Below are 21529 nucleotides of genomic sequence, written 5' to 3' on the forward strand. Positions count from 1 at the left end.
CCTTTTGGGCCTCTCATCCCTATATGTGAGCCACATCCAGCCGCCTGCTCTCAAGGAGAATACCATGACCGCCTATGACTATGATCTCTTCGTGATTGGCGGCGGATCGGGCGGCGTGAGGGCGGGCCGCGTGGCGGCATCGCTCGGCAAGCGGGTGGCGATCGCCGAGGAATATCGTTTCGGCGGCACCTGCGTCATTCGCGGCTGCGTGCCGAAGAAGCTCTTCGTCTACGCATCGCAATATCACGAACATTTCGAGGATGCGGTCGGTTACGGCTGGGAAGTCGGTGCGAGCACGTTCGACTGGAAGAAGCTGATCGCCGCCAAGGACAGGGAGATCGCCCGCCTCGAAGGCCTCTATCGCAAGGGTCTTGAAAACAACGGTGCAGAAATCCTCGAGACCCGCGCCGAGCTGGTCGATGCCCATACGATCCAGCTCGTGAAGACCGGTAGGACCGTGACCGCCGAAAGGATCGTCATCGCCACCGGCGGCGCGCCCAACCCGCATGCGGCGCTGCCCGGCCATGAGCTCTGCATCTCGTCCAATGAGGCCTTCGATCTGCCCGAGTTGCCGCGCTCCATCCTGATCGCCGGCGGCGGTTATATCGCCGTCGAATTCGCCAACATCTTCCACGGCCTCGGCGTCGACGTGACGCTGATCTACCGCGGCAAGGAGATCCTGTCGCGCTTCGACCACGACATGCGCCAGGGCCTGCACAAGGCGATGGTCGAGAAGGGCATCCGCATCGTGCTGACCGATGTGATCGAGGAGGTCACCAAGGCGCCGGCCGGTGGGCTTGTTGCCAGGACGCTCAACGGCGAGACGATGGCCGTCGACACCATCATGCTGGCGCTCGGGCGCGATCCGAATACCAAGGGGTTGGGCCTGGAGGCCGCGGGCGTCGAGATGAACGAGCGTGGTGCCATCGTCGTCGACAGATATTCCCGCACCAGCGTGCCGCATATCTATGCGCTCGGAGATGTCACCGACCGGGTACAGTTGACGCCCGTGGCGATCCACGAGGCGATGTGCTTCATCGAAACCGAGTACAAGGGCAATCCGACCGCCCCGGACCACGACCTGATCGCCACCGCCGTCTTCTCGCAGCCGGAGATCGGCACGGTCGGGCTGTCGGAAGAGGAGGCCGCCAAGCGCTATCCGGAGATCGAGGTCTACCGCGCCGAATTCCGGCCGATGAAGGCGACGCTTTCGGGACGGTCGGAGAAGATGATTATGAAGCTGGTCGTCGACGCGGCAAGCCGCAAGGTGGTCGGTGCCCACATCCTGGGCCACGATGCCGGCGAGATGGCACAGCTTCTCGGCATTTCGCTGAAGGCCGGCGTCACCAAGGATGATTTCGACCGCACCATGGCCGTCCATCCGACGGCTTCGGAAGAGCTCGTCACCATGTACAACCCGAGCTACCGGGTGAAGAACGGCGAGCGCGTCTGACGCGCTCGCGAGTTCCCGCTAGCTGGTGATCCGCGGCGCGCTGACGATCTTGCGGAAGAGGGTATTCATGGCGGCGGCGATGCCTTCGGTCGGGCTGACCTCGAAATAATAACCTTCGGTGGCGCAGGCCCGCATGTTGTTCGGTATGCTTGGCTGGAATGGCGCGATCCAGCTCTTGTAGAAGTCGTTCTCCGGAAGAGGCAGATAGGTTGTGTAGAGCACGGCAATCTTCACGCCCCGAAGTTTTATGTCGTTACAGTATTGTACGTCGATCGGTTCCATGCAGCGCGGCAGCTGTTCCGACCCCTTTTTCGTGTGGGTCAGTTTTTTCTTGCAGTTGGAGCGCTGCGCATCGCTGACGCCATCGCCAACCAGGAAGACGATCGCCTGCCGGTCGGCAGTGCTGGTGCCATTGCCCGTCGACTTGATCTTCTCGTCGATGCCGGCGAGAGCCGCATTGTAGTCCGTCTGATTGTTCGGGTAATCGTGACTTGGGATGCTCATCAACCCGATATTTTCCGTGGCCTTGCCGAGGGCCTCCAGATCGGTCGTCGGACTGGCGACCGTATAGAGGTTCGCGTCGAGTGCGGAGCGCCCGAACGTATAAGCCGACATCCGGAACTGACTGCTAACGGTCTGCGTATCCTTGGCGGTCGTCATCAGCGCGGCGACCGCATCGGCCACAACGTCGATGCGGATCGTCGCTCCGATCTTTTTGGCGAGGTTGTAATAGCTATCCTTGTCCTCGACGCCGCTTTCCGAAACGACGTGACAGGCGAACGCGCAATCCTTGTCTTTTCCGTTGCGGCCATTGATAGTGGCTGCCCGGAGTTTGGCGACGTCCACAGGTGTCGCCCCAACGCCCATCGAAGGCGTGTTGTCGAGCAGCATGTAGAAGTCGAGGAACGACGGCGTCTGGTATTGCGCGGTGGCCTGGCCGGAAACGGTGATGTCGTCCTTGCCAAGGATCGTCATGAAAGTGGTCGGCAAGGTCGCGCTGAACGATACGCGCGAGGTCAGGATGCCGTTGTTCTTCGCGACCGCGATATCGACGTTGACCGGCAGGGTGGAAAGCTCGCCGGACATCTGACCGAGGAAAATGCTTCGGGCCTCGGCCGGATCGAGCGCCACGCTTCCGTCGCCCTGCAATTGCATCGCCTGAGCGACAGCCTTCGATTTTTCAGCGATCGCGCCGACGGCCGCCGCATCGGCCGCGCCGACGAGTTGCTGCTTGACGGTCAGCGCGTGGCCGAAATCGAGCGCCAGGCCGGCCGTTCCGATCAGCGGAACCAGTAGAAAGGCAGTCATGACGCCAAAATTGCCGCCGCGATCCTTCCAGAAACGTGTCATCGGATGCATCGCCTGCTCCCCAGCAAGAAAACCCTGCAGGAACGTCGCGCAAATTCGTGAAATTGTGGCTAAGAACGGGATTAAAATTCAAGGCATGTCCTGATTTCATACTGCATACGATCCGCCCGGGTACGGCGTCAGCTTGATATTCGTGGCCTTTCGCGGGGGACGGGCCGGCGGTGAAAGCGGGCAAAACGGCTATGCAACGCGGCTGTTAAGGTCTATAAGCCGCCTCGATTTAAAGACTTGCCCGGCAGAAGATGGCCGAGGCTGAAACAGGTGAGCGAGATGGCACAGAATTGGACCCCGAGCAGTTGGCGGCAAAAACCGATCCAGCAGCTCCCGGAATTCCCGGACAAGGCTGCGTTGGCGGCGACTGAAGCTCAGCTCGCCACCTTTCCGCCGCTCGTGTTTGCCGGTGAGGCCCGCCGCCTGAAGAAGCAGCTCGCCAGTGTCGCGGAAGGCAATGCCTTCCTGCTGCAGGGCGGCGATTGCGCAGAAAGCTTCGTCGAACACGGTGCGGACAACATCCGCGACTTCTTCCGTTCGTTCCTGCAGATGGCGGTTGTCCTGACCTATGGCGCCCAGCTTCCGGTCGTCAAGGTCGGCCGCATCGCCGGCCAGTTCGCCAAGCCGCGTTCTTCGAATGTCGAAGTGCAGGGAGGCGTCGAACTGCCGTCCTACCGCGGCGATATCATCAACGGCATCGAGTTTTCGCCGGAGTCGCGCATTCCCGATCCGGAACGCCAGATGATGGCCTATCGCCAGTCGGCGGCAACCCTCAACCTTTTGCGCGCCTTTGCCATGGGCGGCTACGCCAATCTCGAAAACGTCCACAAGTGGATGCTCGGTTTCGTCAAGGATAGCCCCCAGGGCGAACGCTACCGCAAGCTCGCAGACCGCATCAGCGAGACGATGGACTTCATGACCGCGATCGGCATCACCTCGGAAAACCAGCCGAGCCTGCGCGAGACCGACTTCTTCACCAGCCACGAAGCGCTGCTGCTCGGTTACGAAGAAGCGTTCACCCGCGTCGACTCTACCTCCGGCGACTGGTATGCGACGTCGGGCCATATGCTGTGGATCGGCGACCGCACCCGCCAGCTCGACCATGCACATGTCGAATATTTCCGCGGCATCAAGAACCCGATCGGCCTCAAGTGTGGTCCGTCGCTGCAGCCCGACAACCTGATCGAATTGATTGACGCGCTCAACCCGGCCAACGAAGCCGGCCGCCTGACGCTGATCTGCCGTTTCGGCCATGACAAAGTTGCCGAGAACCTGCCCAAGCTGATCCGCGCCGTCGAGCGCGAAGGCAAAAAGGTGGTCTGGTCCTGCGACCCGATGCACGGCAACACGATCACCCTCAACAACTACAAGACCCGGCCGTTCGAGCGGATCCTGTCGGAGGTCGAGAGCTTCTTCCAGATCCATCGTGCGGAAGGCACCCATCCGGGCGGCATCCATATCGAGATGACCGGCAAGGACGTCACCGAATGCACCGGCGGCGCCCGTGCGGTTTCGGCCGGCGACCTGCAGGACCGCTACCACACCCATTGCGACCCGCGCCTCAATGCCGACCAGGCCTTGGAACTCGCCTTCCTGCTCGCCGAGCGGATGAAGAGCGGCCGCGACGAAAAGCGGATGGTCGTCAACGGCTGAACCGTCGCGCGCGATCGTTGGAAATTGAAGAAGGCCGGCGGGGGAACGCCGGCCTTCTTCGTTTCTCGTCCAGGTACCGAGCCTATTGGACGAGAACGGGGTTGCGGCAGGCGACGTCGCCGACACGGACATCCGCTTCGCCGATCCTCACGCCGAGCGTCAGCAGGATATTGTAGAGGACCGTGTCGAGGGGTTTCGTCATGCCGGTCAGCGTGTCGGCCAAAGCCGCTTGGATCAGTGTCGGCGTGCCGAGAGCCAGTGGCCCGAGCTTGATATCGAGTTCCAGGCGTTTCAGCAGCGAGGTGACCAGGCTGGTCAACGTATCCTTCGTCGATACGCTTCTGATCTTGCCGGAGGCGATGTCACTGGCCGAGAAGGTCAGCGTTTTTTTGGCGAGATTGCCGGCGTTGATATCGGCCTTGCCGTAAATCTTGATCAGGGCGGAGTCAAGAAGACTGGCTTCCGTGACGCGTGGCGTGGTACCGAAATTTTCAAACGCGGCCTGGTTGACAGTGCCGAGCCCGATCGCAGCCACGCCTGGAACCACTTCGACATCGACGGTGCCGTTGCTGCGTGAACCGCCGCCGCAGCGGATATCCGCAAGGCGCCCTTCCGCATGAGCGACTTCGAGGTAGAGCGGCACGTCGACCTTGAGGCCGGCGATCCCGGCGAGGCCATCGACGACGACGTGGAGGGCCACCCGCATCTGGGCGGTGCGCACGATGGTGCCAGGCCTCCCGACCGCGTTCGGTGGAGTGCCGACCGGAGGCTCGCCGATGGCGATGTCAAGCGTGACCGACGCAAGTCCCGGGATGGTCGCGCCGAGATCGACGGCGATTTGCTTGCCGCCGCTGCCGGCAACGGCGGCCGCCGAGACGATGTCCATCACGCTGGCTTTGACGTTAAGACCGTTACCCTGTCCGATCAGGTTCTCCGAAAGCGGCCCGAGGGCCAGGATTTCCTCCAGCTTCAGTTTGACCTGGGTGTGGTTGAGGGTTTTCTCGAGCGTATCGAGGACGGCACGGACGGAGGGCGTGAGACCGGTCGTCTTGCCGAGTGCATCCAGAAACTGTCCGTAGGTGATCTCCATGTCGAGCAGTTCGGAATAGGTGCCGGCGGTGACGCCCAGATTGATCGCAAGGACATCGAGCGTCTGCAGAAGGTTGACATTTGCATCGACGAGCGCCTGATAATCCATGGCTTTCAGTGAGATCGTCGTGCCAAGGAGCTTGCCGAGAAGGGCATTGACGATGCCGTCGTTGAGGCTGGCGAGCCGCGAGCCGATCGAGAAGGCGGCGAGCTTGTCGGCACTGGCGGTACCGGTGGCGCCAAGTTCCGGCGCCTCTGCAAAGCTGCCGGCAAAGAAGATCTGCCCCTTCTGGTGCATGGTCACGCGGATCGCATCGGTGGGTGTTGCCCCGGCCTGGAAACGGGTTTCCACCGGGCGTGACGGATCGGCCACGTACCGGCCTTTCGTCAGTTGCGCATAGGCGGTGTAGTCCTGGTAGACGCTTGCCTCGTTGAAGGGAACCTCACCATCTGCCGTCAGCAGCCCGGATGCAGTCCGCACCGCGAAGTTCTCGCTGTTGAGAATGAAATAGTCGAGTACCGCCTTTTCCGGCTCGCTCAGGCGTCCGGCCGCCGCGATGGCAGCCAAGTCTGCGGTGTTCTGCAGTTCGCGCTGCTGCAGCGTCAAGTGACCGTAGTCAACCCCGAGCGCCAGGCTGACAACGACCAGCGGCATGGTAATGGCGGCGGATATGGCGATATTGCCCGCTTTGTTGTGATAGAGGCGATGAAGGAGCCGGTTCATTTCAGATGCCTCCGATCCGCATCGTGGAGAAACGCCGGATATGCGCGTCGGGCATGGCGTAGCTGTAGAGGTTGAAGATCGGCAGATGGCTCGCATCGTAGTCGACGGAGACCGTGAACTGATTGGGGTTCTTCGGATCCTCCTTGACGTCGAGCGTGAAGTTCTTCACCTCGAGCAGCGCGTGATTGAGGGTGGAACGGCTGAGGAAGTCGCGCACCAGTTGCTTGCGTTCGGTATCGTTCAGGCCAGCCACCGCAGTACGCGCGGCGTCCGCGGCGATCTGCTGCACCGCATGTGCGGCACTCAGGTAGATGCCGTAGGCAATCAGGCTGAACAGTGTGAGGAAGAGGATGGGAGCGACGATGGCGAACTCGACGGCTGAACCTCCGGATTTGCATCTTATCAGTGATAAAAACCCCATCGATGCGCCCCATTGTTGAGTTAGTTATCACTAATATAATCGGCGCGAAAATCTAAAGAATACTTAACGTACGCCCATAGGTTACACTTCCAATCCACAATTTCCTGCTGTTCGGGTGGGGCGCTGCATGCTCTTGCGGGGGGGCGGCCGGGTTCGCGAATCGGGAACATTTTTGATGCGGACGAAAAATCTCTCGGGAACAACGTTGCGACCTCTCGCACGGAACGTTAAATCGATACCATGACCCAGGACATCAGCCAGACACTCCGCATCGCCGTTGCCCAGCTCAACCCGACTGTCGGCGATATCGCCGGCAACCTGGCGCTGGCCCGAGAAGCACGAAAGGATGCGGCCCGCGAAGAGGCGGATCTCATCCTGTTCACCGAGCTCTTCCTGTCCGGTTATCCGCCGGAGGACCTCGTCCTGAAACCGGCTTTCCTCAACGCCTGCCTGAAGGCAGTGGAGGAGCTTGCGGCCGATACGGCGGACGGCGGCCCCGGCGTCATCATCGGCTTCCCGCGTCAGGGCGCGGAAGGCCGGCACAATTCGATCGCCGTGCTCGACGGCGGCAAGGTGATCGCGGTGCGCGACAAGATCGACCTGCCGAACTATGGCGAGTTCGACGAGAAGCGGGTCTTCATCGCCGGCGAGATGCCTGGCCCGGTCAATTTCCGCGGCGTCCGGCTCGGCATCCCGATTTGCGAGGATATCTGGGGCGATCTCGGCGTCTGCGAGACGCTCTCGGAGAGCGGGGCGGAAATCCTGCTCGTGCCGAACGGCTCGCCCTATTTTCGCGGCAAGGTCGACATCCGCCATCAGGTCGTTCTGAAGCAGGTGATCGAGACCGGCCTGCCGATGATCTATGCTGCCCAGCTCGGCGGCCAGGACGAACTGGTCTTCGACGGCGCAAGCTTCGGCTTCAACACCGACAAGTCGCTCGCCTTCCAGATGAGCCAGTTCGAGCCGGCCGTCGCCGTCACCGAATGGAGACGGATTGGCGAGACCTGGCATTGCGCCCGCGGGCCGATGGCCCGCATTCCGGAAAAGGAGGAGGCGGACTATCGCGCCTGCCTTCTGGGCTTCCGCGACTACGTCAACAAGAACGGCTTCAAGTCGGTTGTGCTCGGCCTGTCCGGCGGCATCGACAGTGCCATCTGCGCGGCGATCGCCGTCGATGCGCTGGGCGAGGAGAGGGTGCGCACGGTGATGCTGCCCTACCGCTATACGTCCGAGGACTCGCTGAAGGACGCGGCTGATTGCGCCAAGGCGCTCGGCTGCCGCTACGACATCGTGCAGATCGCCGAGCCGGTGGACGGTTTTTCGTCGGCGCTGGCCGAGCTGTTCGAAGGAACCGAGGAGGGGATCACCGAGGAGAACCTCCAGAGCCGCGCGCGCGGCACGATCCTGATGGCGATCTCCAACAAGTTCGGCTCGATGGTGGTGACGACAGGCAACAAGTCGGAAATGTCGGTCGGCTACGCGACCCTCTACGGCGACATGAATGGCGGCTTCAACCCGATCAAGGACCTCTACAAGATGCAGGTCTATGCGCTGGCCGCCTGGCGCAACGAACACCTGCCGCCGACGGCGCTCGGCCCGAGCGGCGAGGTGATCCCGAAGAACATCATCTCCAAGGCTCCGTCCGCGGAACTCAGACCCAACCAGACCGATCAGGATTCGCTGCCGCCCTATCCGGTGCTCGACGACATCCTCGAATGCCTGGTCGAGCTGGAGATGGGGACCGAGGAGATCGTTGCCCGCGGCCACGACATCGCAACCGTTCACCGGATCGAGCACCTGCTCTATCTCGCCGAATACAAGCGGCGCCAATCGGCGCCGGGCGTCAAGATCACCAAGAAGAACTTCGGCCGCGATCGGCGTTATCCGATCACCAACCGTTTCCGCGATCGGTAGGAGAGGATCATGGCCCTGCGCAGCTCGGTCGAGATCTTCAATATCCGGACGAGGACGATGCGGGTGGTCTGGCAGACGGAAGCCCTGTTCGAGGCGCCCAACTGGTCGCCCGACGGGCGCTACTTGATGCTCAACAGCGAGGGCCTGATCTATCGTCTGTCACCGGCGGGTGATGACGGGCCTGAACTGGTCGATACGGGCTTTGCCCGCCAATGCAACAACGACCACGGCATTTCGCCGGAGGGTTCGCTGATCGCCATTTCCGACAAGGTAGAGTTCGGCAAATCGGCGATCTATGTTCTTCCCGCGGGCGGCGGCGTGCCGCGGCTGGTGACCCGGAACCTGCCGTCCTACTGGCATGGCTGGTCGCCGGACGGAAAGAGCTTCGCCTATTGCGGCATCCGTGGCGACGAGTTCGATATCTATTCGATCGGCAGCGAGGGCGGCAACGAGACGCGGCTGACGTTCGGCGAGGGCCGCAACGACGGGCCGGACTATTCGCCGGATGGAAAATGGATCTATTTCAATTCCAGTCGCACCGGGCTGACGCAGATCTGGCGCGTCCCGGCCGCCGGCGGCGTGGCCGAGCGGATCACCGGCGGGGGTTACGGCGACTGGTTTCCGCATCCGTCACCGAAGGGTGACAAGATCGTCTTCATCTCCTACGACGCCGATGTCTTCGACCACCCGCGCGATCTCAACGTCCGCGTCAGGCTGATGGACATGGACGGCGGCAATGTCGAAACGCTGTTCGAGCTCTTCGGCGGGCAGGGCACGATGAATTCACCGAACTGGTCGCCGGATGGCGATGAGTTTGCCTACGTGCGCTATTTCCTAGTCGCATGAGCGCCTTGCGCCGAGGATAGCGTAAGGGCATAACCGATCCTGTCAGGTGCCGGCGACAAGCCGGAGAATCGGGAATCCGGGTGGAGCCGGAACGTGCCCAACGCTGTGAGGTGGACGCTCGGCCGCAGGATAAGCCACTGGGAAACCGGGAAGGCGGCGGTTGAGGCGGACGAAGCCAAGTCAGAAGACCGGCCTGACAAGATAGACCAGCCCGCGCGGACGGCGGAAAGGTTTCGGACCTCTCCTTGCTTCTGAAAGGCAAGGGAGCGACGGCATTGTTGGGGACAAACGATGCAGCCTGATCCTTTCGCGCATGCCTTGCTGCCTGCCGGTGAATTTTCGAAGGCCGAGCGTGCGGCCGTCTACAGGGCGATCGAGACGCGCCGGGACGTGCGCGACCAGTTCCTGCCCGATCCACTGCCGGACGACCTGGTAAAGCGGCTGCTGGGCGCCGCGCATTCGGCACCCTCGGTCGGCTTCATGCAGCCCTGGAATTTCATCCTCATCCGCGATCCCTCGGTGCGGGAGGCGGCTCGCGCCGCCTTTTCGCGCGCCAATGACGAAGCCGTGGAGATGTTTCCGGAGCGGAGCCGCGACCTTTATCGCAGCCTCAAGCTCGAAGGCATCGTCAAGGCGCCGCTGTCGATCTGCGTCACCTGCGATCCGGACCGTGCCGGCCCGGTCGTGCTCGGCCGAACCCACAATCCGCGCATGGACGTCTATTCGACCGTCTGCGCCGTGCAGAACTTGTGGCTTGCGGCAAGGGCCGAGGGCGTCGGTGTCGGCTGGGTCAGCATTTTTCGCGAGGAGGACGTGCGTGCGCTGCTGGGCATTCCCGATCGCGTCGAGATCGTCGCGTGGCTGTGCCTCGGTTATACCGACCGCCTCTACGCCGAGCCGGAATTGGCGCTCAAGGGCTGGCGCCAGCGCTTGGCCCTGGAGGAGCTGATCTTTCAGGATCGCTGGGATAACCGTTGATCACTGCTGCGGCTGCGGTCCTGCGGATTTCGGATTGCTGAGGTCGATATCCGCTTCGGGCAGGAAAGCCGGCCCAACGGTGCGCACCTTCTTGTTTGGATCGTATGGCCGCTCCGGCGGCGGCGTGAGCACCGGCGGCTGGACCGCGGCCTGCGGCTTTTGCGGGCGGGTCGGCAGCTTGGTGATCCCGGAATACGGTTGCTCTTCTCTCGGAAGTTCGATGCCCGGCACCTTTCGGCGGTCGTCGACAACAGGCGGCAGCGGCTCGAAGGAGGGGATGCAGCGCTGTTCGCGAATGGCGGCGAGGATGGCATTCCGCTCTTCCGAGGGCAGGATCATCTGCCGCGAACTGTTCCGTTCCGCCGCCAGCGCGTCGCGGCTCTGTTCCATTCTTTCCAGCGCATCCCGCATCTGGCCGCAGACCTCGGCATTCGGGCCACCCAGAACCACGACGCTGCCATTGCCGCAGCCGGCCCGGCGCATGTCGACCCGCAATTCCCGGATATCGGCATTGTATTCGCCAAGCTGCTGGGCGTAGCTGCGCGCCGCAGACGTGTTGCCGATGATCTGCGGGCTGTTTCCAAGTTTCCGGTAAAGGGCTGCACAAACGGCAGGGTCCCCCGCCAGCGCTGCGGCAGGCAGAAGCAAGAGCGGTATGGTCAGCAGGCCGCGAAGCGGTATCGGCAATTCCGGCATCCTCTCCTAGTGGGAGATGGCATCATGGAACGTGCCGGTTGATAATCTCATAAAGCCGCGATCACCGCACGGTGAAATCAAGCCCGCATGCCATTCGAGCCCCGAACGGGGCCCGCGCTAAAGCACGAGAAGATCGGCAACTCAGGATTGAATCTGCAGATTTGGCTGCGAGGCTTCCACGACGGCGAGCGCCGCCATGTTCACCACGCCGCGAGACGTCACCGAGGACGACAGGATATGCGCCGGTTGGGCCGCGCCGAGAAGAATGGGCCCGACATGCAGAGCGTCCGTGAGGTTGCGGACCAGACCGAGCGAGATGTTTGCCGCATCGAGATTCGGGAAAACCAGCAGGTTGGCTTCGCCGGTCAGCGAACTGTCCGGCATGGCCCGCTTGCGCAGCGTTTCCGACAATGCCGAGCCACCCTGCATTTCGCCGTCCACTTCCAGCTCCGGCGCCCGCTGGCGGACCAGCTTCAGGGCAGCCCGCATCTTCTGGGCGCTTTCGGAATCGCGCGAGCCGAAATTCGAGTGGCAGATCAGCGCCGCCTTCGGGGCGATGCCGAACCGGCGGATTTCCTCTGCTGCCAGAATGGTGATCTCGGCGATCTCCTGCGCGGATGGGTTGTAATTCACGAACGTGTCGGTGAAGAACATCGCGCCGCGCTGGGAGATGACCAGGCTGAGGCCCGAGAAGGCGCAGACGCCCGGCCGCTTGCCGATGATCTGGTTCACGTCGCCGAGGTGCTTGTCGTAGCGTCCTTCGACGCCGCAGATCAGCGCGTCCGCATCGCCGCGCTTGACCGCCAGCGCACCGATCACCGTATTGTTGGTGCGCACGATGGTGCGCGCCGCTTCCGGATTGATGCCTTCGCGGCCGACCAGTGCGAAATATTCGTCGACATAGTCGCGGTAGCGCGGATCGTCTTCCGGGTTGACCACCGCGAAATCCACATTCGGCCGGATACGGATGCCGAAACGCGCCAGCCGCGCCTCGATGACGGAAGGACGGCCGATCAGGATGGGGGTTGCGGTCTTCTCCTCGAGCAGAACCTGGGCGGCGCGCAATACGCGTTCGTCCTCGCCCTCGGCGAAAATCACGCGGTTCTTTTCGGAAACCTTGGCGGCGCTGAAGATCGGCTTCATGACGAAACCGGAGCGCCAGACGAAGCGGTTCAGCTGGTCGAGATAGGCCTCGAAATCATGGATCGGACGCGCGGCGACGCCGGTCTCGGCAGCTGCCTTTGCGACCGCAGGCGCAATGCGCAGGATGAGGCGTGGATCGAAGGGCGAGGGGATCAGATAGTCTGCGCCAAAAATCGGCGACTCGCCGGAATAGGCGCGCGCCGCGACGTCGGAGACTTCCTCGCGCGCAAGCGCCGCGATGGCCTTGACCGCCGCCATCTTCATTTCTTCGTTGATCGTCCGGGCGCCGCAATCGAGCGCGCCGCGGAAGATGTAGGGGAAGCACAGCACGTTGTTGACCTGGTTCGGGAAGTCCGAACGGCCGGTGCAGATCATCGCGTCGGGACGGGCGGCGCGGGCAAGCTCGGGCATGATTTCCGGCGTCGGATTGGCAAGCGCCATGATCAGCGGCTTTTCGGCCATCTGTGCCAGGAGTTCGGGCTTCAGCACGCCGGCTGCGGACAGGCCGAGAAACACGTCTGCGCCGCCGATGCTGTCGGCAAGCACACGCTTGTCCGATTTCTGGGTATAGATTTCTTTCCACTCGTCCATCAGCGTATTGCGCCCGTCATAGACGAGGCCTTCGATGTCGTGGACCCAGATATTCTCTTTCTTCGCGCCGAGCGAAACGAGGAGATGCAGGCAGGCGAGTGCTGCGGCACCCGCGCCCGACGTCACGATCTTTACGTCGGCGATGTTCTTGCCGGCGAGTTCCAGCCCGTTCAGGACTGCGGCGGCGACGATGATCGCGGTGCCGTGCTGGTCGTCGTGGAAGACCGGAATGTTCATCTTTTCGCGCAGCCGGCGTTCGACCTCGAAACACTCCGGCGACTTGATGTCTTCGAGGTTGATGCCGCCGAAGGTCGGCTCGAGCGCCGAAACGGTCGAGACCATCGCCTCGATGCCGGGCGCGTCGATCTCGATGTCGAACACATCGATGCCGGCGAATTTCTTAAAGAGGACGGCCTTGCCTTCCATGACGGGCTTTGAAGCCAGCGGGCCGATATTGCCAAGCCCAAGCACGGCCGAACCGTTAGAGACGACGGCGACGAGGTTGGCGCGGGCGGTATAGTCCGCGGCCAAATCCGGGTTGTCGCGGATCGCCAGACAGGGAGCGGCAACGCCCGGAGAATAGGCAAGCGCCAGGTCGCGCTGGTTGCCGAGCGGCTTGGTCGCCTGGATCTCCAGCTTGCCGGGCCGCGGGTAGCGGTGGAAGAACAGCGCCTGCTCGTCGAGATCGCCGCTGACCGGCATGGTCGGCGACTTCGGTTTGTCCTGCGCGTTCATGTTTCCTCCTGGCTTGCTTTTTCTGTCTTTGAGGGGTCGAAAGGAGAGACCCCTCATTACATCAAACGACCCAAAGCAACAGCAGCTAATTTGCGGTCATCGCGGAAATTGGAACATGGGCGCTCGGGCGCGGGACGCACCTTTCCCGGTCCCTGTCATCATCCTGAAACACGAGTCTGGTTTTGAAGCCAACAGAAGCGGCAGCGAAAGGACGACTTCGTGACCGGTGAGATGGATACAAGACATTTCAGAACGCTCTTCATTTCGGACGTTCATCTGGGCTCCAAGGCAGCCCGAACGGACTTCCTCCTGGATTTCCTGCGCTATCATGAAGCGGATACCATTTTCCTGGTCGGCGACATCGTCGACGGCTGGCGGCTGAAGCGCAACTGGTACTGGCCGCAGGGCTGCAACGACGTGGTCCAGAAGCTGCTGCGCAAGGCGCGCAAGGGCACCCGCATCGTCTACATCCCCGGCAACCACGACGAATTCCTGCGTTCCTTCCCGGGCACGCATTTCGGCGGCATCGAAGTCGCCGAGCGCGAAATCTACGAGATGGCCGACGGCAAGAAATACCTGGTCCTGCATGGCGACGAATTCGACGTCGTGGTCCGCAATGCCCGCCTGCTCGCCTATCTCGGCGACTGGGCCTATGACGCGGCGATCGTCATCAATATCGGGCTCGCTGCCATCCGCCGCCGCCTCGGCATGCCATATTGGTCCTTCTCCGCCTGGGCTAAGCTGCAGGTCAAGCACGCGGTCAATTTCATCGGCGAGTTCCAGCGGGTCGTAGCCGACGAAGCCCGCCGCAACAATGTCGATGGCGTTATCTGCGGCCATATCCATCATGCCGTCATGGAGGACATCGACGGCATCCACTACGTCAATACCGGCGACTGGGTGGAAAGCTGCACGGCAATTGCCGAGAATTTCGACGGCACGCTGGAATTGATTTCCTGGCAGAACATGGCCGCCACGGCGGAAATCAAGTCCTTGCCGGCGCCGCAATCCATCGAGGACATGCGGGCCGCCTGAGCGGCCTGCAACAGATGGATGGGCCTGCCAGAGGGCTATATCTTGCCATAGGCAGGCACAAGGGTGTGTGTTAGGTAAGCTGAAACTTCAGCAACCCACCCGTGAAATCGTGATTCCCTCAAATACGGCGCAGACAGCGCCCCGGTTCTTCCAGTTGCGCTGTGCGATCGCCTATGGGGCGCCGCTCGGGGTGAACGGAGTGATTCTGCCCTATCTGCCCGTCTGGCTCGACGGGCTTGCCTTTACCGAATTCGAAATCGGCCTCGTGCTCGCAGCCCAGCTTTTCCTGCGCGTGGCTGCCGCCCCGGTTGCCGGCCTGCTTGCCGACCGGATGACGGAACGGACCCTGATGCTCGCCTGGTCCGGCGCGTTGTCGTTGTTGACGGCATTCGCCATGTTCTTCACCCGCGATTTCTGGCCGGTTCTCATCGTCATCGCCGTTCAGGCGGCGGTCTTCGCGCCCTATGCGCCGATCGTCGAATCGATCGCTGTCAGCGGGGTCCGGCGCTGGGGTTTTCAGTATGGTTCGATGCGCGTCTGGGGATCCGTCGGTTTCGTGGCCGTGGCGCTCCTCGTCGGCGAACTGCGCGGCTTCTGGGGTTTCCAGGCTATTCCTTGGGCGATAGTGGTCGGTTTTCTCCTGACCGTCGCCGTTGCCTTCGCAGCTCCGAAGCTCGGCCGGGCGGTTGCAAGGCCGGACCCGGACAGGATGCCTCAGCCGAGCTCGCTCAGAAGGCTCGACCTGCACGTGCTGATGATCGGCGCGTCGGTGGCGCAGGCAGGGCACGGCATGTTCTATACGTTCGGCACCATCCACTGGCAGCAGATCGGGTTTTCGAGCGGCTCGATCGGCGTCCTGTGGAGCGCGGCCGTCGTGTCGGAGATCATCGTCTTTTTCGCGGCGGGCTGGATCGCCAGACGGATTTCTCCCTGGACGCTGATGCGGGTCGGATGCGCGGTCGCGGTGGTCCGCTGGACGCTCTTTCCGATGCCGCTCGATTTCTGGGGATATCTGGCGCTGCAGGCCACTCACGCCTTCACGTTCGCCTTCGTCCATATCGGCATCCAGCACCGGCTGGTCGAGGCGGTGCGCGAAGACCAGGAAGCCTCGATGCAAGGCGCCTATGTCTTCTACAACGGCGTCTTTCTGGCGCTTGCGACGGTGCTTTCCGGCGTACTTTACCGCCAGTTCGGCCCGACGAGCTATGTGGCGATGTCGGTTCTGGCGCTGGTCGGCCTGTCGATCATCGCGCTTGCGGCAAGAATTCAGCCCCAGAGGGTCGCTTCCGGCGGATAGACGAGGGAACCCTCGTAGCGCAGCCCGTCCGGCCGGTCGCGGGAAAGCAGCAGCGGCCCGTCGAGATCCGCATAGTCCGCATCCTGGGCAAGCAGCACGGCCGGCGCCATGGCAAGCGAGGAGCCGACCATGCAGCCGATCATCACGGCAAATCCGAGCCGCTGTGCTTCCGCCTTCATCGCCAGCGCCTCGGTCAATCCGCCGGTCTTGTCGAGCTTGATGTTGACCGCGTCGTACCGGTCGCGAAGGCTTTCCAGGTCCTGCGTGGCGTGCACGCTTTCATCGGCGCAGACGGAAACGAGGCGGCGGATACGGCCAAGCGCCGCATCCCGGCCGGCAGGCAGGGGCTGTTCGATCAACGACACATTGGTTTCCGCGGCAATCGCCATGTGGTGGGCGAGGTTTTCCTCGGTCCATCCTTCGTTCGCATCGACGATGATCCGTGCGGCCGGCGCGGCGTCGCGAACGGCCCTCAGCCGCGCCTCGTCATTGTCGGTTCCGAGCTTGACCTTGAGGAGCGGACGTTGCGCGTTCCTTGCAGCTTCGGCCGCCATGGCCGCCGGTTCCCCGAGCGACAGCGTGAAGGCGGTGACGAAGGGTTTGCGGCTGGTGGCGCCGATCATATCCGCAACGCGCTGTCCGCCGAGCTTCGCCTCGAGGTCCCAGAGAGCGCAGTCGACGGCGTTTCGGGCGGCGCCGGGCTTCATCCGCCTCTGCAGTTCTGCACGGCTCAGACCGGCGCGGATGGCATCGGAGATCGCTTCGAGCTCCGCCATCACGCCGTCCAGGCTCTCGCCATAACGCTTGTAAGGCACACATTCGCCACGGCCGGAAACGCCGTTTTCACGGACGACGCAGGTGATGACTTCCGCCTCGGTCTTGGAGCCGCGGGAGATCGTGAACGAACCGGAGATTGGAAACGTCTCTATTGTGGCTTCGAGGTGACGGCTCATGGTTTTACGCGTCCCGTTGTGGCAAATCCCTATGACGCAGCTATATTGCCGGTCTCGAAAGTGCGATCAACCGCATCGTATTGAAACTTCTGACAAGCCTAAGCGCGAAAGAAACACGTGACGTTCCAGCCAGCCGAAATCAAGGCCGAAAATATGCCCGGCGATGGCGGTGAACGATACGTATTGGCCGGCGAATGGCGCGGCCCGACGATAGCACCTGTGCTCAAGGAGTTCGAACGGTTCGAAAATGCCGCAAACCGGGGCAAGGTGGAGATCGATCTTTCCGGTATCACCGGCGTCGATACGGCCGGCGCCTGGCTCATCCGGCGGTTGATGACCGCCAAGGGCGGGCAGGGCGGAGAAGCGGCCCTGGTGGGCGGCGAAGGCCCCATCCGGGAACTGATCGGCGTCTTGCCGGAACACGTTCCTGCGCCGCCTGCGGACGGCGGAGCTAAGGGAAACCTGTTCGAGCGCCTGTTTGCCCCGGTTGGCCAAATAATGGTTTCGCTCGGCGGCGATTTCTACGCAGCCATGCATATTCTCGGCTCGGCGGTTCGCGGCGCGCAGATGAAATTCGGCCGCGGTGCCGGCGTATCGCCGGCGTCGGTCGTCACCCACATCGACCGCATGGGCGTGCGCGCGGTGCCGATCATCGTGCTGATGTCCTTCCTGATCGGCGCGATCATCGCCCAGCAGGGCGCCTTCCAGCTCCGGTATTTCGGGGCCGAGATTTTTGTCGTCGATCTGGTCGGCATCCTGCAGCTTCGCGAGATCGGCGTGCTGCTGACGGCGATCATGATCGCCGGCCGTTCGGGCAGCGCCATCACCGCCGAGATCGGTTCGATGAAGATGCGCGAGGAGATCGACGCATTGACGGTGATCGGTCTCAACCCCGTCGGCGTGCTGATCTTCCCGCGCCTCGTGGCCCTGACCGTGGCGCTGCCGCTGTTGACGATCATCGCCAACTTTTCGGCCCTGTTCGGAGCGGCCGTCGTTGCTCTTGCCTATTCCGGCATCACTTTCGATACCTATCTGTCGCGCCTTCATGAGGCGATCGACCATACCTCCGTCGCTTCGGGCATGATCAAGGCGCCGTTCATGGCGCTGGCGATCGGCATCGTTGCCGCCGTCGAGGGCATGAAGGTCGGCGGCAGCGCCGAATCGCTCGGCCAGCACGTCACCACCTCGGTGGTAAAATCGATCTTCGCCGTCATCTTCATAGACGCGATGTTCGCCCTTTTCTATTCGGCGATCGATTTCTGATGGAGAACGGTTTGGAAGAGGTGCCGCAGACCGCGATCAAGGACAAGTCGAATGGCCGGCAGGTGGTGCTGTCGGTCCGCGACCTGACGGTCGGCTTCGGCGAGAAGCTGGTGCTCGACCACCTGAACCTCGACATCTATCGCGGCGAGATCCTGGGCTTCGTCGGCGCGTCCGGCACCGGAAAATCGGTGCTGATGCGCACCGTGCTCAGCCTTCTGCCGCACCGTTCCGGCACGATCCACATTCTCGGCGCTGACTACGACACGGTTTCGGAAGACGAGCGCATGGCGCTCGATACGCGGCTCGGCGTGCTCTTCCAGCACGGAGCGCTGTTCTCGGCCCTGACGGTCAAGGAAAACATCCAGCTGCCGATGCGCGAATATCTCGATCTGCCGCAGTCGCTGATGGACGAACTCGCCTATCTGAAGATCGAGATGGTCGGCCTGCCCCCTGACGCCGCCGACAAATATCCATCCGAACTGTCGGGCGGCATGATCAAGCGCGCTGCACTTGCCCGTGCCCTGGCGCTCGATCCGGACCTCGTTTTCCTCGATGAGCCGACCTCCGGCCTCGATCCGATCGGTGCCGCCGATTTCGATGCTTTGATCGCCAGGCTGCGCGATACGCTGGGCCTGACCGTCTACATGGTGACCCACGATCTCGACAGCCTCTTCTCGGTCTGCGACAGAATTGCTGTGCTTGGCGAGAAACGGGTCTTGGTCGAGGGTACGCTTGAGGATATGTTTGCCTGTGACGATCCATGGGTAAAGTCCTATTTCCGCGGCAAGCGGGCGCGGTCAGTCGTGGTCCAAGAAAAGCAGCCTGCGGCAGAAGTAGAAGAGTGACGTAATCTATGGAAACCAGAGCCAACTACGCCCTTGTCGGTTTCTTCACCTTGCTGGTGATCGCTGCCGCTTTCGGCTTCGTTTACTGGATGGCGCAATCCGGCCGCGGCGGACCGATGGCCGACCTGGCGATCCGCATCCCGGGCTCGGCGAACGGCTTGTCCGTCGGCTCTCCGGTTCGGTTCAACGGCATTCCGGTCGGTTCGGTGCGCAGCCTCACGATCGACCCGGACGACCCCCGTTATTCGATCGCCTTCACCGAAGTGCGGGCCGATGCGCCCGTCTATCAGTCCACCCAGGCCGCACTCGAGGTGCAGGGCTTGACGGGGGCTGCCTATATAGAGCTTTCCGGCGGCGCCAAGGGGGAGGAGAACATCCTCCAGAAATCGATCGAGAACGGCCGGCCGGCGGTGCTGATCGCCGAGCAGTCGAGCGTCACCAACCTGCTCGCCACAGCCGACAAGATCCTCGACCGGGCCGACGCGGCGATCAGCGATATTCAAGGCTTCGTCGCCGACGCGCGAGGTCCGCTGACCCAGACAATCCGCAACGTGGAAACCTTCACCTCGGCACTTGCCCAGAATTCCGACAGCATCGACAAGTTCCTGAACAGCCTCTCGACGCTTTCGACGACGATTGACCGGGTCTCCGGAACGCTGAACTCCACGCTTGCAGCCGCCGAACGGCTGGTGAGCGCGATCGACGCGGAAAAGATCAATGCCGTGGTCTCCAATACGGAGCGCGCCACCCGCAATATCGCCACGGCCTCGGATAAGTTCGACGACCTGGTGATCAATGTCCGGAACGCCGCCGCCAATTTCGAGAAGGCGGGAGCGGACGCCCAGGTCCTTCTGAAGCGCGCCGATACCGTGCTGGGTGCCGTCAATACCGACCAGGTCGCGACGACGATCCGCAATATCACCGCCGCCTCCGAGGACGCCCGCCAGACCATCGGCTCTGCCCGCAGCGTGGTCGACAATTTCGCGCACCGCAAGGACGATATCGACCGCGCGATCGGCGATTTCACCGACCTGGCAAAGAAGCTCAACGAAGCCTCGACCCGTGTCGACGGCATTCTTGCCAAGGTAGACGGGCTTGTTTCGAGCGACGATTCGCAGGGCCTGTTCGCCGAGGCGCGCAAGACGCTGGAATCCTTCCGCACCGTTGCCGACAACATCAATGCGCGGGTCGGGCCGATCGCCGACAATCTGTCGCGCTTTTCGGCAGGCGGCCTCAGGGACATTCAGACGCTGGTCAACGACGCGCGCCGCACGGTGCAGTCGCTCGACCAGACGATCAACAATTTCGACCAGAACCCGCAGCGGCTGATCTTCGGCGGCGAGACGGTGAAGCAATATGACGGCAGAACGCGGCGGTAGGCGGGGCATTTTCAGTGTTGGAAAGAGTGGATTTTGATGACCGGTTCTGAGGTTCTGATGCGACGCGCGGCCCGTGCCCCGGTTATGCTTGCGCTGCCGCTTGTCGCGGCGCTGTTGGGCGGTTGCGGCAGCAAGGCCAACAACGACACGTTCGACCTGTCGATCACCCCGTCCGGCCAGGGTGTCTCTGCCCGCAACCGGCAGATTCTCGTGCCTGAACCGACGGCACTGAAATTGCTGAACAGCGAACAGGTCGTGGTGCGCGTTTCCGCTTCCGAAATCCAGTATCTCGCCGATTCCCGCTGGGGCGACCGCCTGCCGGCGCTCGTCCAGTCGAAGCTGGTCGAGGCCTTCGAGAATTCCGGCCGCCTCGGCGGCGTCGGCAAGCCGGGGCAGGGCCTTGCGATCGACTATCAGGTCGTCACCGATATCCGCGCCTTCGAGGTCACGGCCGGCAGCCCGCGTCTCGCCAACGTCGAAATCTCGGCAAAGATCCTCAACGACCGCAATGGCACCGTGCGTGCTCAGAACGTGTTCAAGGCGACCGCCCCGGTCTCGGGCGCCGAGAACCGCGATTTCATCGAGGCCCTGGATCGTGCCTTCGCCAAGGTCGGCGCCGAGATCGTCGACTGGTCACTGAAGTCGATGTGATGCATCAATGGCCAAAGTCCGGTTCAGGGATGTTCTAAATACCACGGGCCGACCCTATGTGATCCAGTGCACTGCCGACGGGGATGCTCTGTCTCGTCGGATCAGCGCGACGAGCGACTGCGTCCAACCCCGCGAAATCGATTTTCATGGATGTACGAAAGAAGAAGACCTCTTCGCTGCCGTCATCCGCGGCTTGTCCATGCCCTATAGCCAGCTTAATTGGGACGGTTTCGATGAGGCCATGTGCGATCTGTCTTGGATCGAAACCGGTAGTATCAATATTGTTATACTGAACGGCGTCTTCTTATATCGCCACAATCCCAATCTTTTCCAAAGGTTCGTGAGTTCTCTCGACGCTATCGGTGCTGAGTGGGCCAAGCCGGCGACCGAAGGCGAGTCATGGGATAGGCCGCCGAGAGCCTTGCATGTCCTCTTTTCCAGCGACCGGAAATCCGATCTGCCTTTGCCGCTTCTTGACATCAATCTCTGATCCGGACTTCGTTG

18 protein-coding genes and 1 riboswitch are annotated in these 21529 nt (G+C 62.3%); of the genes, 12 read left to right on the top strand and 6 right to left on the bottom strand.

Features of this window, described 5'->3' with window-relative positions; all coding sequences use genetic code 11:
• The first annotated feature begins 64 nt into the window (after nucleotides 1–64).
• Nucleotides 65–1453, top strand: a complete 1389-nt coding sequence (gene gor, locus C5J22_RS25575; RefSeq protein ID WP_105440524.1) for a glutathione-disulfide reductase — start codon at nucleotides 65–67, stop codon at nucleotides 1451–1453.
• 18 nt (nucleotides 1454–1471) lie between these two features.
• Here the strand turns inward: gor and C5J22_RS25580 are convergent, their stop codons facing one another.
• Nucleotides 1472–2812, bottom strand: coding sequence for a TadE/TadG family type IV pilus assembly protein (locus tag C5J22_RS25580; protein WP_105440525.1), 1341 nt, complete (start codon nucleotides 2810–2812; stop codon nucleotides 1472–1474).
• A 279-nt stretch (nucleotides 2813–3091) separates the two neighbouring features.
• Here C5J22_RS25580 and C5J22_RS25585 point away from each other — a divergent pair, with 279 nt between their 5' ends.
• A complete protein-coding gene (locus tag C5J22_RS25585; protein WP_105440526.1) occupies nucleotides 3092–4465 on the top strand; it encodes a class II 3-deoxy-7-phosphoheptulonate synthase in 1374 nt (457 codons plus the stop codon).
• Between the two features lie 82 nt (nucleotides 4466–4547).
• On the opposite strand, the gene C5J22_RS25590 is transcribed toward C5J22_RS25585, so the two are convergent.
• Nucleotides 4548–6278 carry a pilus assembly protein TadG-related protein gene (locus tag C5J22_RS25590; protein WP_105440527.1) on the bottom strand — a complete coding sequence of 577 codons (1731 nt, stop codon included), beginning with the start codon at nucleotides 6276–6278 and terminating at the stop codon, nucleotides 4548–4550.
• A 1-nt stretch (nucleotide 6279) separates the two neighbouring features.
• Nucleotides 6280–6699, bottom strand: a complete 420-nt coding sequence (locus C5J22_RS25595) for a TadE family protein (protein WP_105440528.1) — start codon at nucleotides 6697–6699, stop codon at nucleotides 6280–6282.
• Between the two features lie 240 nt (nucleotides 6700–6939).
• Between C5J22_RS25595 and C5J22_RS25600 the strand changes: the two genes are divergently transcribed.
• The 3 genes from C5J22_RS25600 to bluB all read left to right on the top strand — a co-directional run bounded on the left by C5J22_RS25600 (nucleotide 6940) and on the right by bluB (nucleotide 10437).
• The gene (locus C5J22_RS25600; protein WP_105425936.1) at nucleotides 6940–8613 is read left to right on the top strand and encodes an NAD+ synthase; all 1674 of its coding nucleotides are present in this window, start codon (nucleotides 6940–6942) and stop codon (nucleotides 8611–8613) included.
• A gap of 15 nt (nucleotides 8614–8628) precedes the next feature.
• Nucleotides 8629–9459, top strand: a complete 831-nt coding sequence (locus C5J22_RS25605; RefSeq protein ID WP_105440587.1) for a TolB family protein — start codon at nucleotides 8629–8631, stop codon at nucleotides 9457–9459.
• A 27-nt stretch (nucleotides 9460–9486) separates the two neighbouring features.
• Nucleotides 9487–9671: riboswitch (cobalamin riboswitch) on the top strand.
• A 79-nt stretch (nucleotides 9672–9750) separates the two neighbouring features.
• Nucleotides 9751–10437, top strand: a complete 687-nt coding sequence (bluB, locus tag C5J22_RS25610) for a 5,6-dimethylbenzimidazole synthase (protein ID WP_105440529.1) — start codon at nucleotides 9751–9753, stop codon at nucleotides 10435–10437.
• Here bluB and C5J22_RS25615 read toward each other — a convergent pair whose 3' ends face one another.
• Both C5J22_RS25615 and C5J22_RS25620 read right to left on the bottom strand, forming a co-directional pair.
• Nucleotides 10438–11124: a hypothetical protein gene (locus tag C5J22_RS25615; protein WP_172746781.1), complete on the bottom strand. Its 687-nt coding sequence runs from the start codon at nucleotides 11122–11124 to the stop codon at nucleotides 10438–10440.
• Nucleotides 11125–11274: 150 nt separating this feature from the next.
• Complete coding sequence (locus tag C5J22_RS25620; protein WP_105440531.1) at nucleotides 11275–13602, bottom strand: NADP-dependent malic enzyme; 2328 nt, start codon at nucleotides 13600–13602, stop codon at nucleotides 11275–11277.
• Between the two features lie 231 nt (nucleotides 13603–13833).
• Here C5J22_RS25620 and C5J22_RS25625 point away from each other — a divergent pair, with 231 nt between their 5' ends.
• Together C5J22_RS25625 and C5J22_RS25630 are read left to right on the top strand one after the other, a co-directional pair.
• A complete protein-coding gene (locus C5J22_RS25625; protein WP_172717146.1) occupies nucleotides 13834–14637 on the top strand; it encodes a UDP-2,3-diacylglucosamine diphosphatase in 804 nt (267 codons plus the stop codon).
• A gap of 109 nt (nucleotides 14638–14746) precedes the next feature.
• Nucleotides 14747–15934 (top strand): MFS transporter, encoded by a 1188-nt coding sequence (locus C5J22_RS25630; RefSeq protein WP_172746782.1) that lies wholly within the window; start codon nucleotides 14747–14749, stop codon nucleotides 15932–15934.
• Here the strand turns inward: C5J22_RS25630 and dgcA are convergent.
• A complete protein-coding gene (gene dgcA / locus C5J22_RS25635; protein ID WP_105440533.1) occupies nucleotides 15904–16887 on the bottom strand; it encodes an N-acetyl-D-Glu racemase DgcA in 984 nt (327 codons plus the stop codon). The genes C5J22_RS25630 and dgcA overlap by 31 nt on opposite strands.
• 153 nt (nucleotides 16888–17040) lie before the next feature.
• Between dgcA and C5J22_RS25640 the strand changes: the two genes are divergently transcribed.
• The 5 genes from C5J22_RS25640 to C5J22_RS25660 are packed head-to-tail and all read left to right on the top strand — an operon-like array spanning nucleotide 17041 to nucleotide 21515.
• Nucleotides 17041–18150 (top strand): ABC transporter permease, encoded by a 1110-nt coding sequence (locus tag C5J22_RS25640; RefSeq protein WP_105440588.1) that lies wholly within the window; start codon nucleotides 17041–17043, stop codon nucleotides 18148–18150.
• Entirely contained in the window at nucleotides 18150–18995 is an 846-nt protein-coding gene (locus C5J22_RS25645) for an ABC transporter ATP-binding protein (protein WP_105440534.1), read from the top strand. Before C5J22_RS25640 ends, C5J22_RS25645 begins: the two co-directional genes overlap by 1 nt.
• An 8-nt stretch (nucleotides 18996–19003) precedes the next feature.
• Complete coding sequence (locus tag C5J22_RS25650) at nucleotides 19004–20374, top strand: MlaD family protein (protein WP_105440535.1); 1371 nt, start codon at nucleotides 19004–19006, stop codon at nucleotides 20372–20374.
• A 36-nt stretch (nucleotides 20375–20410) separates the two neighbouring features.
• Nucleotides 20411–21025: an ABC-type transport auxiliary lipoprotein family protein gene (locus C5J22_RS25655; RefSeq protein ID WP_105440536.1), complete on the top strand. Its 615-nt coding sequence runs from the start codon at nucleotides 20411–20413 to the stop codon at nucleotides 21023–21025.
• Nucleotides 21026–21032: 7 nt separating this feature from the next.
• Nucleotides 21033–21515 (top strand): barstar family protein, encoded by a 483-nt coding sequence (locus C5J22_RS25660; protein ID WP_105440537.1) that lies wholly within the window; start codon nucleotides 21033–21035, stop codon nucleotides 21513–21515.
• Nucleotides 21516–21529: the final 14 nt, after the last annotated feature.

Origin of the sequence: Neorhizobium sp. T25_13, assembly GCF_002968675.1 — a bacterium.
In the GTDB taxonomy this organism is placed as follows: domain Bacteria; phylum Pseudomonadota; class Alphaproteobacteria; order Rhizobiales; family Rhizobiaceae; genus Neorhizobium; species Neorhizobium tomejilense.